A 14,441-nucleotide genomic window follows, 5' to 3' on the forward strand; every position below is an offset into this window, starting at 1 on the left:
GGATCATCATGACACAAGCCTTCGGCCAAACATAACCGAGTCTCAGTTGGCGCCTTTATAGGCATAAGCTACTAGGACAATAGACGACGGTGGTTGTTCTGGATCTTTCGAAGTAGGACAATTGTCGGCTTCCCGACATCATCAGCGATATTGAATGGCCTTCCTCGCACTCGGTATTAACCACAAGACTGCTTCCGTAGACGTGCGCGAGCGCGTGGCGTTTACGCCTGAGCAGTTGGTTGAGGCCTTGCAGCAGCTCTGCCGGCTCACCGACAGCCGCGAAGCTGCGATCCTTTCGACCTGCAATCGCAGTGAGCTTTATATAGAGCAGGAACATCTTTCAGCGGATGGGGTGTTGCGCTGGCTGGCCGATTATCACCATTTGAGCCTCGATGACCTGCGCGCCAGTGCGTATGTGCACGAAGAGGATGCGGCAGTTCGTCACATGATGCGCGTCGCCTCAGGGCTCGACTCGCTGGTGTTGGGCGAACCGCAGATCCTTGGCCAGATGAAATCCGCCTATGCCGTGGCCCGCGAGGCCGGCACCGTGGGGCCACTGCTGGGGCGGCTGTTCCAGGCCACTTTCAACTCGGCCAAGCAGGTGCGCACCGACACTGCCATCGGTGAAAACCCGGTGTCCGTAGCGTTTGCCGCCGTCAGCCTGGCCAAACAGATTTTCAGCGACTTGCAGCGCAGCCAGGCCTTGCTGATCGGCGCCGGTGAAACCATCACCCTGGTGGCACGCCATCTGCACGACCTGGGTGTGAAGCGCATTGTGGTCGCCAACCGAACCCTGGAACGCGCGAGCATTCTTGCCGAGCAGTTTGGCGCCCACGCCGTCCTGCTGTCGGATATCCCGGCTGAACTGGTGCGCAGCGATATCGTCATCAGCTCCACCGCCAGCCAGTTGCCGATTCTTGGCAAAGGCGCGGTCGAGAGCGCGCTGAAGCTGCGCAAGCACAAACCGATCTTCATGGTGGATATCGCCGTTCCCCGCGACATCGAGCCGGAAGTCGGCGAGTTGGACGACGTTTACCTCTACAGCGTCGACGATCTGCACGAAGTGGTTGCCGAAAACCTCAAGAGTCGCCAGGGCGCTGCCCAGGCCGCCGAGGAAATGGTCAGCACCGGCGCCGAAGACTTCATGGTGCGCCTGCGCGAACTGGCGGCGGTCGACGTGCTCAAGGCGTATCGTCAGCAGGGCGAACGCCTGCGTGACGAGGAATTGATCAAGGCCCAGCGTCTGCTGGCCAACGGCAGCAGCGCCGAAGAGGTGCTGATGCAACTGGCGCGTGGCCTGACCAACAAGTTGCTTCACGCCCCCAGCGTTCAGTTGAAAAAGCTTACCGCCGAAGGCCGCCTTGATGCGCTGGCCATGGCCCAGGAACTCTTTGCCCTCGGTGAGGGCGCGTCAGATAGCTCTTCGGATAAAAAACCGCAATGAAAGCGTCACTGCTCAATAAACTGGACGTGCTCCAGGACCGTTTCGAAGAACTGACCGCCTTGCTTGGCGATGGCGAGGTCATCTCCGATCAGACCAAGTTCCGTGCCTATTCCAAGGAATACGCCGAAGTTGAGCCAATTGTGGCCACCTACAAACACCTGATGAAAGTGCAGGCCGACCTCGAAGGCGCCCAGGCGCTGCTCAAGGACAGCGACCCGGACATGCGCGAAATGGCCGTGGAAGAAGTTCGCGAGGCCAAGGAAAAACTGGCCGAGCTGGAAGGCGACCTGCAGCGCATGCTGCTGCCCAAAGACCCCAACGACGGGCGCAACGTGTTCCTCGAAATCCGTGCCGGCACCGGTGGCGACGAGGCGGCGATCTTCTCTGGCGACCTGTTCCGCATGTACTCGCGCTACGCCGAGCGTCGTGGCTGGCGCGTCGAGATTCTGTCCGAGAACGAAGGCGAACACGGCGGCTATAAAGAAGTCATCGCCCGGGTTGAAGGCGATAACGTCTACGGCAAACTGAAATTCGAATCCGGCGCACACCGCGTGCAGCGGGTGCCGGCGACAGAATCCCAAGGCCGTATCCACACCTCGGCGTGCACCGTGGCCGTGTTGCCAGAGCCCGACGAGCAGGAAGCCATCGAGATCAATCCGGCGGACTTGCGTGTCGACACCTACCGCTCATCGGGCGCCGGTGGTCAGCACGTCAACAAGACCGACTCGGCGATCCGCATCACGCACTTGCCGTCGGGCATCGTGGTGGAGTGCCAGGAAGAACGTTCCCAGCACAAGAACCGTGCGCGGGCCATGTCCTGGCTGTCGGCCAAGCTCAACGACCAGCAGACCAGCGCCGCCGCTAACGCGATTGCCAGCGAGCGCAAGTTGCTGGTGGGTTCGGGCGACCGCTCCGAGCGCATCCGTACCTACAACTTTGCCCAGGGCCGGGTCACCGACCACCGGGTCAACCTCACGCTTTACTCCCTCGACGAGATTCTCGCCGGCGGTGTGGATGCAGTGATCGAACCGTTGCTCGCCGAATACCAGGCCGACCAATTGGCGGCGATAGGTGAATAAATGACCATCATTGCCAGCCTGCTGCGCGCCGCAGACCTGCCCGACTCGCCCACTGCGCGTCTGGATGTGGAGTTGTTGCTGGCCGCGGCCTTGGGTAAATCGCGCAGCTACCTGCACACCTGGCCGGAAAAAATCGTCAGCAGCGAACATGCGCTGACCTTTGCCGACTATTTGCAACGTCGTCGTGGCGGTGAGCCGGTGGCGTATATCCTCGGCCAGCAAGGCTTCTGGAAGCTGGACCTGGAGGTCGCGCCCCACACGCTGATCCCACGTCCGGAAACCGAGCTGCTGGTGGAAGCCGCGCTGGAACTGTTGCCCGCCACGCCTGCCAAGGTTCTGGACCTGGGCACCGGCAGTGGCGCCATCGCCCTGGCCCTGGCCAGCGAACGTGCGGCCTGGCAGGTCACGGCGGTTGACCGCGTGCTGGAAGCCGTGGCCCTGGCTGAACGCAATCGCCAGCGCCTGCACCTGAAAAACGCCACAGTGTTGAACAGTCATTGGTTCAGCGCCCTGCAAGATCAAACCTTCGACCTGATCATCAGCAACCCGCCGTACATTGCCGATAACGATCCCCATCTGGTGGCCGGCGACGTGCGTTTTGAACCGGCCAGCGCGCTGGTGGCGGGGCATGATGGCCTGGATGACTTGCGGTTGATCATCGCCGAATCTCCCGCCCACTTGAATGCGGCTGGCTGGCTGTTACTCGAACATGGCTACGATCAGGCGGCGGCCGTGCGTGACCTGCTGCTTGGCGCAGGCTTTGAAGAGGTGCACAGCCGCCTTGACCTCGGTGGACACGAACGCATCACCCTGGGGCGCCGGCCGTGCTGACCGACCAGGAGCTGTTGCGCTATAGCCGACAGATTCTGTTGCAACATGTCGACATCGACGGCCAATTGCGCCTGAAAAACGCCCGCGCGTTGATCATTGGCCTGGGCGGGCTGGGCGCGCCGGTGGCGCTGTACCTGGCGGCAGCCGGTGTAGGTGAGTTGCACCTGGCGGACTTTGACACCGTTGACCTGACCAACCTGCAACGCCAGATCATCCATGACACCGAGAGTGTCGGGCAGAGTAAGGTCGATTCGGCCCTGCGTCGTCTCGCGGCGATCAACCCTGAAGTCAAACTGCTTGCTCACCGCGCAGCGCTGGATGCCGATTCACTGGCCGCGGCGGTAGCGGCGGTGGACGTGGTGCTCGATTGCAGCGACAACTTCTCCACCCGTGAAGCGGTGAACGCGGCCTGTGTTACCGCCGCCAAGCCATTGATCAGCGGCGCGGCGATTCGCCTGGAAGGGCAATTGTCGGTGTTCGACCCGCGTCGCGCCGACAGCCCGTGTTACCACTGTTTATATGGGCATGGCAGCGACACCGAACTGACCTGCAGCGAAGCCGGCGTCGTCGGTCCGTTGGTTGGCGTGGTCGGCAGCCTGCAAGCACTGGAAGCCCTGAAATTGCTGGCCGGTTTCGGTGAGCCGCTGGTAGGCCGCTTGTTGCTGATTGATGCGCTGACCACACGTTTTCGCGAACTGCGCGTCAAGCGCGACCCCGGTTGCAGCGTGTGCGGGACGCAGCATGGTTAAGAGCGCGCCCATCGGTGTGTTCGATTCCGGTATCGGCGGCTTGACCGTGCTGGACGAAATTCAGCAGTTATTGCCCCATGAGTCGCTGCTGTACGTGGCTGATTGCGGGCACATCCCCTACGGCGAGAAAACCCCCGCATTCATTCTTGAACGCTCCCGGCGTGTCGCCGAATTTTTCCGCGAGCAAGGCGCCAAGGCGTTTGTGATTGCCTGCAACACGGCGACCGTCGCCGCCGTTGCCGATTTGCGCCAGGACTATCCCGGCTGGCCCCTGGTAGGCATGGAGCCCGCCGTCAAACCCGCCGCCGCCGCCACTCGCAGCGGCGTGGTGGGTGTACTCGCCACCACCGGCACCCTGCAAAGCGCCAAGTTCGCCGCTTTGCTTGATCGCTTCGCCACCGACGTGCGTGTGATCACCCAGCCATGCCCGGGCCTGGTGGAGTTGATTGAAAGCGGCGACCTCGACAGCCCCGAACTGCGCCAGATGTTGCGCGGCTATGTCGAACCGTTGCTCAGCGCCGGCTGCGACACGATCATTCTGGGCTGCACCCACTATCCCTTCCTCAAGCCGCTTCTGGCGCAGATGCTTGCCCCGAGCATCATCCTGATCGATACCGGCGCTGCCGTGGCACGCCAGCTCAAGCGTTTGCTGGGCGAGCGTGACCTGCTGGCCAGCGGCAACCCTGAGCCGGCCCGGTTCTGGACGAGCGGTAACGTCGATCATTTAAGAAATATCCTACCTACACTATGGAAACATTCCGGAGTTGTGCGAAGCTTCGACGCGTGAAAAATTCGTGAAATACCGGGGTTAGACGCTGAACTTCTGGCTATGCGCGCGCTTCTATAGCGAGTTAGCTTGTACCAAACCATACAACTTCGTTCTCAAGGACTGTTTCTTATGAAGCGCTTGTTCTGTTTGGCTGCGATTGCGGCCGCCGTGGTAGGACACTCTGTTTCGGCCCAGGCCGCTGGCCTGGAATTTGGTGTGGGGAGCACCAGCGATTCGACCATGACCTATCGGTTGGGGCTGACATCGGATTGGGATAAAAGCTGGTGGCAGAGCGATACCGGCCGGTTGACCGGCTACTGGAGCGGCGCGTACACCTACTGGGAAGGCGACAAACGTGCGGGCGCCAGCAGCCTGTCGTTCTCGCCGGTATTTGTGTATGAGTTTGCCGGGGCCTCGGTAAAACCTTACATCGAGGCCGGCATCGGCGTGGCCGCGTTCTCGCGCACACGCCTGGAAGACAACAACATCGGCCAGTCCTTCCAGTTCGAAGACCGCCTGGGCTTTGGTTTGCGTTTTACCGGTGGGCATGAGGTGGGCATTCGTGCCACGCACTATTCCAACGCGGGCATCAGCAGCAATAACGATGGGGTAGAGAGCTACTCGTTGCACTACACCTTGCCGTTGTAAATCATCAGGCACCTGCTGACTAATGTGGGAGCTGGCTTGCCTGCGATGCGGACACCTCGGTCTATCAGTTACACCGAAGTGATGCTATCGCAGGCAAGCCAGCTCCCACATTTTGATTTTCATCTACCTCAGGATCAGCGATACGCCGTCGCAATCCCTTCACGCTCGGTGAGGCATTCCGGCGCACCCATCTCGAACTCCCGGCAGATCAGCGGCCGTCGCTCGTAAATCGTGCACATCATCGTGTCCCGGTCCAGCGCCGCACACCAGCCATCATCCAGACGCAGCATCACTTCGCCGCCCCAATCGTCTGTGTCGATATAGCGCTCCGGCACGCCGGTGTCGGTGATCAGCATCACTTCCAATTGGCAACAGCAAGCCGCGCACGTCGAGCAAGTGACGGCGGGTTCGGTGATTTGAGTGTGGGGAATGTTGGTCATAGGCGCGCAGTGTAAGGCAAGCGTGTCAGGTAGGTGTGAAAGCTCTGACGGACGTCAGTGCCCCAGTTGTCGGGCGATCCAGTGCAGCACCGGGAACACCAGCGCCCAAAGCAGCGCCAGGCCAATTAGGGTTGGCGCCGTGCCGTAACCGAAACCCACCCCGGCCAATTGGCTGCCCGCGTAATAAGACAACGGCCCGCCGACCGCGCCCAACACGCTGGCGCGCCACCAGGGCTGGGCACTCCAGGCCAGGCAATGGCGTAGCGTAGTGGCGAGCAACGCCCACAGCAACACCAGCCAAAACGGGATCAGCGGCCCCGGAAAACTGAAATGAAAGACGCCAAAGGTGCGCAATGCGGTATCCACCACAGTGCCAAACAACGTGACGGCGAGGATCACCTGGCCTTCCCGCGACCATGAACTTATCCACAGCAGGTGGATGGCCAGCACTGCACCGACCACCAGCAACCATTCGCTGTCGCCCCCCAGCACACAGGCAAACCAGCCGCACTGGAACAGTACGGCGTTCGCCAGCGATTTAAGCACTGAAGCGCCCAAGCAAGGGTGGGTTGATTGCCGCAGGTTTGGCCAGCAGCAACTGCGCGGTGCCTATCGTTCGTTCCATGAACCCACCTTCGCAGTAGCACAAATAGAATTCCCACAAGCGCAGGAAGTATTCGTCGTAGCCCAACTCGGCGAGGCGGCCATGGGCGCGGCGGAAGTTCTCATGCCACAGGCGCAGGGTTTTTGCGTAGTGCAGGCCGAAGTCTTCCATGTGCAGCAGGTTCATGTCGGTGTCGCGGCTGACGATGTGCAGCATGTTCTGCACGCAGGGCAGGGCGCCGCCGGGGAAAATATAGCGCTGGATGAAATCAACGCTGTTCTTGGCCTGCTCAAAACGCTGCTCGCGAATCGTGATGGCTTGCAGCAGCATCAGGCCGTCGCTCTTGAGCAAATGCGCGCACTGCTTGAAGTAGGTCGGCAGGAAGCGATGGCCCACTGCCTCGATCATCTCGATGGACACCAGCTTGTCGTATTGACCGGTCAGGTCGCGGTAGTCCTGCAACAACAGGGTCACCTGGCCCTGCAGTCCCAGGGCATCGATGCGCTTTTGGGTGTAGGCAAACTGCTCTTTGGACAAGGTCGTGGTGGTGACTTTGCAGCCATAATGCTGCGCTGCGTATAGCGCCATGCTGCCCCAGCCGGTGCCGATTTCGAGCAGATGGTCGGTGGGCTTGAGTGCAAGCTTTTGGCAGATGCGTTCCAGCTTGTTCAATTGCGCCTGTTCCAGGGTGTCATCGGGCGTCAGAAATTGCGCCGCCGAGTACATCATGGTCGGGTCGAGGAATTCTTCGAACAGGTCGTTGCCAAGGTCATAGTGGGCGGCGATGTTTTTCTGCGAGCCCTTGCGCGTATTGCGGTTGAGCCAGTGCAGGCCTTGAGTGAAGGGGCGTGCCAGGCGCGCCAGGCCACCTTCCATGGCGTCGAGCACTTCAAGGTTGCTGACCATCACGCGCACCACGGCGGTCAAGTCCGGGCTGGTCCAGTAACCGTGGATAAACGCCTCGCCGGCGCCGATCGATCCGTTGGCCGCCACCAGGCCCCACACCGCCGAGTCGAGGATCTGGATTTCCCCCAGCAGGTGCGCTTCGCGGGCACCGAACACTTGGCGTTCGCCGTCCTCGATCACCACCAGCTGGCCGTGGCGCAGTTGGCTGAGTTGGCGCAGCACGGCCTTGCGCAGCAATGCGCTGGTCATGCCGTTGACGTTCAGGCGATTGGTCTTGACCGATAAGCTAGGGGATTTCATGGCGGCGATCCTTGGTATACCCGACTGCGGTGCGAGAGGCGCCATCGGCGGCCTGATGGGAAAAAATCGGTGTGCGTTTGAGCAACAGGCGCATGGCCTGCCAGTAAATGGCCAGGCACGTCTTGGCGGTCATCCACGGGAAGCGCCACAGGTAGCGATGCAGGCTGGCGCGGTTCAACGCTTCCTTGTGCAGGCTCAGCGTGGCGTCGAAAACCTTCAGCTCACCTTGCCAGTCGGCCATGTGCACGCCGAGCTTGGCGGCGGGCGGGCTGAAACTCATGCGGTATTCCAGGTCTCGCGGCAAAAACGGCGACACATGGAAGGCCTTGGCCACGGCGAAGTGCTGATGCTCATCGGCGCCGAGCGCCTGGGCCGGCAACACGTAGTGATAACGCTCGCGCCATGGGGTGTTGGTCACTTCACACAGGATCGCGGCCAGTTGCCCATCGGCCTCGAAGCAGTAGAAGAAACTCACCGGGTTAAAAGCCAGGCCCCAACTGCGAGCCTGGGTCAGCAGGCAGATAACGCCCTGGGGCTCGCGTCCCAGCGCCTTGCCAACTTCCTGGCGCACGGCATCGCTCAAGCTCATGCCGTGGCGCGTGAATTCACGCAGGTAATCCTGCTGGCGAAAGCCAAAGGGCGCCAGGCGACCAGCGCCGGCCAGGGGCGACAGCCCGAGCACTTCGTCTTGTTCGCTCAAATCCAGGTACAGCAGGCCGATGCGGTAGCGAAAGGCGTGAGCCTTGGGCGCAAACCGGCGATGGGCGATCCAGCCGCTGTACAGGGCGCTGTTCACAGGGTTTCTCCAAAGGCTTGAGCCACGCGCAAAGCGCTGACCACGCCGTCTTCGTGGAAACCATTGGCCCAGTAGGCGCCGCAAAAAAAGGTGTTGCGCGTGCCTGCCAATTCTTCCCAGCGCGCTTGGGCAGCGACCGCCGCGAGGCTGTATTGCGGGTGCGCGTAGGTGTAGCGCGCGAGGATCTTCAGCGGGTTGATCATCGGCGTCTGGTTGAGGCTGACGCAAAAGGTGGTGGCGCTGTCGATGCCTTGCAGAATGTTCATGTCGTAAGTGACGGCGGCCTGGGTTTGGGTATCGCCGGTCAGCCGATAATTCCAGCTGGCCCAGGCGAGCTTGCGGTCCGGCAGCAGGCGCGTGTCGGTGTGCAGCACCACATCGTTGTCGGCGTAAGGCAGCGCGCCGAGGATTTCCTGTTCCGCCGTGCTGGGGTCGGCCAGCAAGGCCAGGGCCTGGTCGCTGTGGCAGGCCAACACGACCCGGTCAAACGTCTCGCTGCCGGCGGCGCTGTGGATCACAACGCCCTCGTCGGTGCGCTCGACGTTATGCACCGGGCAATTGAGGCGCACCTGTTCGCGAAAGCTGCGCGTCAGCGGCTCGATGTAGCTGCTCGACCCGCCCTCGATCACGCACCACTGCGGCCGGTTGTTCACCGAGAGCAAACCGTGGTTCTTGAAAAAGCGCACAAAGAACTGCAACGGAAAGCCGAGCATGTCGGCCAGGGACATCGACCAGATCGCCGCGCCCATCGGCACGATGTAATGCCGGATAAAGCGTGGGCCGTAGCCGCCGGCTTCGAGGTAATCGCCCAGCGTCATTTCAGCGCTGATGCGTTGTTCCTGCAGGTCCAGCGGCGCCTGGCGATTGAAGCGCAGAATATCGCGCAACATGCCCCAGAACCCTGGCGACAGGATATTGCGGCGTTGGGCAAACAGGCTGTTGAGGTTGTTGCCGTTGTACTCGAATCCGGCGCTTTGGTCGCACACCGAAAAACTCATTTCGGTGGGTTTGAAGCTGACGCCAATCTGCCCCAGCAAGCGAATGAAGTTGGGGTAGGTCCAGTCGTTGAACACGATAAACCCGGTGTCCACCGCGTAGCTTTGGCCCTCAACCGTGACGTCGACCGTATGGGTATGCCCGCCAATGCGCTCGCCCGCTTCGAACACAGTGATGTCGTGGCGACGGCTGAGCAGGTAAGCGCTGGTCAGCCCGGCGATGCCGCTGCCGATAATGGCGATCTTCACAGGTCGTCCTTCTTCGGTGGCGGGCTGCGCAACATGCGTTTGCCGATGATCAGTTGCGCACGGTTGGGCAGCTTCGACAGCGGCCACAAGGTGGCGATAAACATGGCGGGAAAGGCGATTTCCAGCGGACGTTTTGCCAGCTTGGCGAAGATATGCCGCGCGGCCTTGTCGGCGGACCAGCTCAGGGGCATCGGGAAGTCGTTGCGTTCGGTCAGCGGGGTGTCGACAAAGCCCGGGCTGATCACGGTGACGTCAATGTTCTCGGGCGACAGGCTGATGCGCAGGGATTCGAACAGGTAGCGCAGCCCGGCCTTGGACGCACCATAGGCTTCGGCGCGGGGCATGGGCAGGTAGGTGACGGCGCTAGCTACGCCGACCAGGTGCGGGGAATGCCCGGCGCGCAACAGCGGCAGCGCGGCTTCGATGCAATAGCTGCTGGCCAGCAAGTTGGTGCGCACCACGTACTCGACAATCGATGCATCAAATTGCTTGGCATCGACATACTCACAGGTGCCGGCGTTGAGAATGACCGTATCGACGGAGCCCCAGACCACGCCGATGTGCTCGCCGATCTCACGCACGGTCTGGCTGTTGGTCAGGTCGCCGGCCACCACCAGCACTTGGCCCGGATAACGTTGGGCGAGGGCTTCCAGCGGGCCTTTCGTGCGTGAGCTGAGCGCCACGTGGGCGCCGCTGTTGAGCAGCTCCACGGCCAGCGACGCGCCGATGCCACTGCTGGCGCCGGTCAGCCAATATCGGCGGGGCGGTGTAAGGCTCATCCCATTCTCCTTTTCAGCCAGCCGACGACGCGGCCGAGTACTGGCACGTGTTCGTAGAGCAGAGCGCCTGCATCGAAATAATCCCGGTGTCGGTACACCTTGTCGCGCCACATCAGGTGTGAGCAGCCTTCAACCCGGATCACTTTGCCGCTGTTCAGGCGCGGGTGGCAAAAACTCATCTTCCAGCGCAGGTAGCCTTCGCCTTCGGCCACTTGGTCGAAGCCGTGAAAGTCAAAACGCAGCTGGCTCACATTGCCATACAGCTCGGTGAAATAGCGGTGCAGGGCCGTCAGCCCGTGCACTTCATGCAGCGGGTCGGTGAAGGCGATGTCCTTGCTGTACAGGCTGTCGAGCAGGTGCAGGTTGTGCTTGTCCAGCGTCGCAAAGGCCTGGGCGAACCGCTGCAGGAAGTCACTCATGTTCGGCAACCCCCTGGCGCGAGGGCAGGCTGCGGAAGGCGGCCAGGGCGCGCTCGCGGGACTTTTTCAGGTCGACGATAGCGCGTGGGTAATCGGCCACGCCAAACAGGCCGCCAACCGCCTCGGGGTTGTGCACTTCCTTCTTGTTCAGCGCCGCCAGTTCCGGCAGCCAGTGCTTGATGAACACGCCTTCGCTGTCGAATTTTTCCGACTGGCTCAGCGGGCTGAAAATCCGGAAATACGGCGCCGAGTCGGTACCGGTGGAGGAGCTCCACTGCCAGCCGCCGTTGTTGGCGGCCAGGTCGCCGTCGATCAGGTGGCGCATGAAGAAGCGCTCGCCTTCGCGCCAGTCGATCAGCAGATTCTTGGTCAGGAACATCGCGACCACCATGCGCAGGCGATTGTGCATCCAGCCGGTTTCGAGCAACTGGCGCATGGCGGCATCGATGATCGGCAAGCCGGTGCGCGCTTGCTGCCAGGCGGCGAGGTCCTTGGGCGCATCGCGCCAGGCCACCGCTTCGGTCTCGGGACGGAACGCACGGTGGCGCGACACCCGTGGATAGCCGACCAGAATGTGCTTGTAGAACTCGCGCCAGAGCAGTTCGTTGATCCACGTGATCGCGCCGATGTCGCCACTTTCAAACTCGCCCTGGTTGGTTTGCAAGGCGGCATGCAGGCACTGGCGGGGCGAAACTACGCCGGCGGCAAGGTAGGCGGACAGTTGGCTGGTGCCGGGTTTGGCCGGGAAGTCGCGCTCATCTTTGTAGTAGCTGATTTGTTGATCGGCGAAGGCGTCGAGACGGCGGCGTGCTTCGTCTTCACCGGCCGGCCAGAGCGCGCGCAAGGCTTCGCTGGGCGGCTCGAACCCGTCGACCTGTGCAGGTATCGGATCGCTTTTGAGCTTGATCGGCGCCTGGGCTTTGGGTGTTGCCACCAAACGGGGAAGGGCGCTGTGCAGGCGGTTGTAGCAGACCTTGCGGAACTGGCTGAAGACCTGGAAGTACGTGCCGCTTTTGGTCAGCACGCTGCCGGGCTGGAAGAACAATTGGTCCAGGTAGCTGTGGAACGTCACGCCCTGGGCTTCCAGAGCCTGAGCCACGGCGGCATCGCGGCGGGTTTCGTGGATGCCGTATTCCTCGTTGACGTGGACCGATTCGACCGACAGCTCCCGACACAGCGTGCCGAGCACGGCGGGCGCCTGGTCCCAGGTCGCGGTGGTGCGGATCAGCAGGGGAATGTTCAGCTCGCTGAGCGCCTGGCTCAAGTGCTGCAGGTTGCGCAGCCAGAAGTCGACTTTGCACGGTGCATCATCGTGGGCCAGCCATTGTTCGGGAGTGATCAGGTACACGGCCGCAACCGGGCCTCGCTGGCAGGCGGCGGCCAGGGCGGTGTTGTCGTGTAGGCGCAGGTCGGTGCGCAGCCAGATCAAATGCATTTAAAGAAGTCCACGCTGGATCAGAATCAAATGGGCCGACAACGGGTCTTCGGCCACGAACAATTCAGGGGTTTCACGGGTTAATACGGCCAACTCGGCCTGGTGGATGCATACCGTTGGTCCGGCAATCAGCGTCGGGCAACCGACGCCGCCCAGCAGCTTGGTGAGTGTCGACACCTGCAGGGCCTTGCTCGAATACAGCAGCACGGCCCGCGGTTGCAGGTGCTCCACCGCTAACGCCAACTCACCGACCGGCAACGGCCAATCGAAGACTTCCACTGGGCAATCGGCGCTGCTGGCCAGCCAGGCGCTGAGCCACAGATGCGGCTCCAGCGGCAGGTCCGAGTGGTTGACCAGCAGCAGCGGGGCGCCTTGCAGCTGGCGATTGTTGTGATAGATGCGTGCGCCGAACTTGCTGCGCAGCCAGGACAGGAAAAATACCCGCTCCATCTGGGCGCCGAACTGGCCTTGCCAGCGCTGCTCGAGTTCCTGGAGCAGCGGCAGCAGCAACTGTTCGCACAGGGTACGTGGCGGGTACAACGCCATGGCTTGGTTGAACGCATCGTCGACCCGGCGCTCGGCCAACGCGCTGATGGCGTTCACCAGGTTCTGGCGCAGGGCGTGCCATTCGTTTTCGACGGTGTCGGGGCTGACCTGGGCGGAGTCGATCAAGCCTTTGACCTGGCTGACCGGCACACCGCGGTTGAGCCAGGTCAGGATGGTGTGGATGCGTTGCACGTGTTCGGCGCTGAACAGGCGGTGGCCCTTGGGCGTGCGCTGGGGCACGATCAGGCCGTAGCGGCGTTCCCAGGCGCGCAGGGTCACGGCGTTGACGCCGGTCTGGCGCGCCACTTCGCGAATCGGCAGCCAGCCGTCTTGGAGGGCTTGGGCGATGTCTTCGCCGGGTTCGTCTTGCAGGGCAGCTTTCATAATGTAGTTTTCATGGGTCAGATCGCATTACGCAGGCTGAGGTTTTCCGGGTGCGGTTGCAGGTAAGCCTGCTGCGCGATGTAACGGTCCGGGTGTTGGCGGAAGTGGTGTTTGAGTAGGGTCAGCGGCACCACCAGCGGCACGATGCCGGTGCGGTACTGGCCGATGACGGTTTGCATTTCCTGCTTGTCGTCGGCGCTGATCGCCTGCTTGAGGTAGCCGCTGATGTGTTGCAGCACATTGGTGTGAGTGCCGCGAGTGGCGCATTTTTTCAGGCCGGTCATCAGCTCGCTGAAATAGCCGGCGGCCAGTTCGTTGAGAGAGGTGTCCTTGCCCATGCTGCCCAGCAGGTGGCCGAGGCTTTTGTAATGCACCGGGCTGTGGGCCATCAGCAGGTATTTGTAGCGCGAGTGAAACGCCAGCAGGCGATGGCGGGTCAGGCCCTCGGCCAGCAGTTGCTGCCAGCTGGCGTACACAAAGACGCGGGTCAGGAAGTTTTCCCGCAACACCGGGTCATTCAGCCGGCCGTCTTCTTCCACCGGCAGGTTGGGGTGGCGCGCGCAGAACGCCTGCGCGTAGATGCCGCGCCCGCCGCCGTCCACAGGTGTGCCGTTCTCACGGTAGACCTTGACCCGTTCCAGGCCACACGACGGCGACTTCTGCATGAAGATGTAGCCGCACAGGTCAGTGTGTTCCAGGGCCATCTGCTGGCCGTATTCGTCCAGTGGCTGCGTAACGTTGAGATCACGGCGCACCGTGCCGACGGCCTGCGGCTGGGCAGGGTCGCCCACCAGGCGGATAGGTTCGCGGGGGATGCCCAGGCCGATGGCAACTTCGGGGCACAACGGCACGAAGTCGAAGTAGTCAGCGAGCGTCTGGCTGCACAGCAGGGATTGTTTGTGTCCGCCATTGAAGCGCACGTTCTCGCCTAACAGGCAGGCGCTGATGGCGATCTTCGGTTTTCCGGTGCTGGACATGTTCAAACCTCTCCGAGATTCCTGTACAAACTCTTAAGTCTGTACAACTAAATCTCATCATAGGTTTGATGCTGTACAAGTCAAATATTTT

Annotated in this window: 16 protein-coding genes; 6 read left to right on the forward strand and 10 right to left on the reverse strand. The window is 61.8% G+C overall.

Features of this window, described 5'->3' with window-relative positions; genetic code table 11:
• Positions 1–154 precede the first annotated feature (154 nt).
• The 6 genes from hemA (at position 155) to ABWL43_RS03790 (ending at position 5,520) form a co-directional block, all read left to right on the forward strand.
• A complete protein-coding gene (gene hemA / locus ABWL43_RS03765) occupies positions 155–1,444 on the forward strand; it encodes a glutamyl-tRNA reductase (RefSeq protein ID WP_106578558.1) in 1,290 nt (429 codons plus the stop codon).
• Positions 1,441–2,523 (forward strand): peptide chain release factor 1, encoded by a 1,083-nt coding sequence (prfA, locus tag ABWL43_RS03770; RefSeq protein ID WP_119736461.1) that lies wholly within the window; start codon positions 1,441–1,443, stop codon positions 2,521–2,523. The genes hemA and prfA overlap by 4 nt, the downstream gene beginning before the upstream one ends.
• On the forward strand, positions 2,524–3,354 hold the full coding sequence (prmC, locus tag ABWL43_RS03775; RefSeq protein ID WP_404486786.1) for a peptide chain release factor N(5)-glutamine methyltransferase: 831 nt from the start codon (positions 2,524–2,526) through the stop codon (positions 3,352–3,354).
• Positions 3,348–4,103: a molybdopterin-synthase adenylyltransferase MoeB gene (gene moeB / locus ABWL43_RS03780; RefSeq protein WP_404486787.1), complete on the forward strand. Its 756-nt coding sequence runs from the start codon at positions 3,348–3,350 to the stop codon at positions 4,101–4,103. The genes prmC and moeB overlap by 7 nt, the downstream gene beginning before the upstream one ends.
• A complete protein-coding gene (gene murI, locus ABWL43_RS03785; protein WP_404486789.1) occupies positions 4,096–4,890 on the forward strand; it encodes a glutamate racemase in 795 nt (264 codons plus the stop codon). The genes moeB and murI overlap by 8 nt, the downstream gene beginning before the upstream one ends.
• Before the next feature lie 111 nt (positions 4,891–5,001).
• Positions 5,002–5,520, forward strand: coding sequence for an acyloxyacyl hydrolase (locus tag ABWL43_RS03790; protein ID WP_145165577.1), 519 nt, complete (start codon positions 5,002–5,004; stop codon positions 5,518–5,520).
• A 134-nt stretch (positions 5,521–5,654) separates the two neighbouring features.
• Here the strand turns inward: ABWL43_RS03790 and ABWL43_RS03795 are convergent, their stop codons facing one another.
• Genes ABWL43_RS03795 through ABWL43_RS03840 form a run of 10 tightly spaced genes read right to left on the reverse strand, consistent with a single transcriptional unit; the run spans position 5,655 to position 14,350 of the window.
• A complete protein-coding gene (locus ABWL43_RS03795) occupies positions 5,655–5,960 on the reverse strand; it encodes a YkgJ family cysteine cluster protein (protein ID WP_016977069.1) in 306 nt (101 codons plus the stop codon).
• Between the two features lie 54 nt (positions 5,961–6,014).
• On the reverse strand, positions 6,015–6,506 hold the full coding sequence (locus ABWL43_RS03800) for a DUF2878 domain-containing protein (protein ID WP_404486791.1): 492 nt from the start codon (positions 6,504–6,506) through the stop codon (positions 6,015–6,017).
• The gene (locus ABWL43_RS03805) at positions 6,499–7,770 is read right to left on the reverse strand and encodes a cyclopropane-fatty-acyl-phospholipid synthase family protein (RefSeq protein ID WP_145165579.1); all 1,272 of its coding nucleotides are present in this window, start codon (positions 7,768–7,770) and stop codon (positions 6,499–6,501) included. The genes ABWL43_RS03800 and ABWL43_RS03805 overlap by 8 nt, the downstream gene beginning before the upstream one ends.
• On the reverse strand, positions 7,757–8,566 hold the full coding sequence (locus ABWL43_RS03810) for a DUF1365 domain-containing protein (protein WP_124416390.1): 810 nt from the start codon (positions 8,564–8,566) through the stop codon (positions 7,757–7,759). The genes ABWL43_RS03805 and ABWL43_RS03810 overlap by 14 nt, the downstream gene beginning before the upstream one ends.
• Entirely contained in the window at positions 8,563–9,810 is a 1,248-nt protein-coding gene (locus ABWL43_RS03815; protein WP_404486794.1) for an NAD(P)/FAD-dependent oxidoreductase, read from the reverse strand. The genes ABWL43_RS03810 and ABWL43_RS03815 overlap by 4 nt, the downstream gene beginning before the upstream one ends.
• Complete coding sequence (locus ABWL43_RS03820; RefSeq protein WP_106578568.1) at positions 9,807–10,589, reverse strand: SDR family oxidoreductase; 783 nt, start codon at positions 10,587–10,589, stop codon at positions 9,807–9,809. Before ABWL43_RS03820 ends, ABWL43_RS03815 begins: the two co-directional genes overlap by 4 nt.
• A complete protein-coding gene (locus ABWL43_RS03825; RefSeq protein ID WP_404486796.1) occupies positions 10,586–11,008 on the reverse strand; it encodes a nuclear transport factor 2 family protein in 423 nt (140 codons plus the stop codon). Before ABWL43_RS03825 ends, ABWL43_RS03820 begins: the two co-directional genes overlap by 4 nt.
• Entirely contained in the window at positions 11,001–12,443 is a 1,443-nt protein-coding gene (gene phrB, locus ABWL43_RS03830) for a deoxyribodipyrimidine photo-lyase (RefSeq protein WP_404486798.1), read from the reverse strand. Before phrB ends, ABWL43_RS03825 begins: the two co-directional genes overlap by 8 nt.
• The gene (locus tag ABWL43_RS03835) at positions 12,444–13,373 is read right to left on the reverse strand and encodes a MerR family transcriptional regulator (protein ID WP_404486800.1); all 930 of its coding nucleotides are present in this window, start codon (positions 13,371–13,373) and stop codon (positions 12,444–12,446) included.
• 17 nt (positions 13,374–13,390) lie between these two features.
• Complete coding sequence (locus ABWL43_RS03840) at positions 13,391–14,350, reverse strand: YbgA family protein (protein ID WP_404486802.1); 960 nt, start codon at positions 14,348–14,350, stop codon at positions 13,391–13,393.
• Positions 14,351–14,441 lie beyond the last annotated feature (91 nt).

The sequence above is a fragment of the Pseudomonas sp. HT11 genome (genome assembly GCF_044875395.1).
GTDB lineage: Bacteria > Pseudomonadota > Gammaproteobacteria > Pseudomonadales > Pseudomonadaceae > Aquipseudomonas.

Bases quoted from the DNA above. Each gene is read 5' to 3' on its own strand.
- ABWL43_RS03795 (WP_016977069.1), bottom strand. From the start codon at position 5,960: ATGACCAACATTCCCCACACTCAAATCACCGAACCCGCCGTCACTTGC.
- ABWL43_RS03840 (WP_404486802.1), bottom strand. From the start codon at position 14,350: ATGTCCAGCACCGGAAAACCGAAGATCGCCATCAGCGCCTGCCTGTTA.
- ABWL43_RS03805 (WP_145165579.1), bottom strand. From the start codon at position 7,770: ATGAAATCCCCTAGCTTATCGGTCAAGACCAATCGCCTGAACGTCAAC.
- prmC (WP_404486786.1), top strand. From the start codon at position 2,524: ATGACCATCATTGCCAGCCTGCTGCGCGCCGCAGACCTGCCCGACTCG.
- ABWL43_RS03835 (WP_404486800.1), bottom strand. From the start codon at position 13,373: ATGAAAGCTGCCCTGCAAGACGAACCCGGCGAAGACATCGCCCAAGCC.
- phrB (WP_404486798.1), bottom strand. From the start codon at position 12,443: ATGCATTTGATCTGGCTGCGCACCGACCTGCGCCTACACGACAACACC.
- ABWL43_RS03790 (WP_145165577.1), top strand. From the start codon at position 5,002: ATGAAGCGCTTGTTCTGTTTGGCTGCGATTGCGGCCGCCGTGGTAGGA.
- hemA (WP_106578558.1), top strand. From the start codon at position 155: ATGGCCTTCCTCGCACTCGGTATTAACCACAAGACTGCTTCCGTAGAC.
- ABWL43_RS03825 (WP_404486796.1), bottom strand. From the start codon at position 11,008: ATGAGTGACTTCCTGCAGCGGTTCGCCCAGGCCTTTGCGACGCTGGAC.
- murI (WP_404486789.1), top strand. From the start codon at position 4,096: ATGGTTAAGAGCGCGCCCATCGGTGTGTTCGATTCCGGTATCGGCGGC.
- ABWL43_RS03820 (WP_106578568.1), bottom strand. From the start codon at position 10,589: ATGAGCCTTACACCGCCCCGCCGATATTGGCTGACCGGCGCCAGCAGT.
- prfA (WP_119736461.1), top strand. From the start codon at position 1,441: ATGAAAGCGTCACTGCTCAATAAACTGGACGTGCTCCAGGACCGTTTC.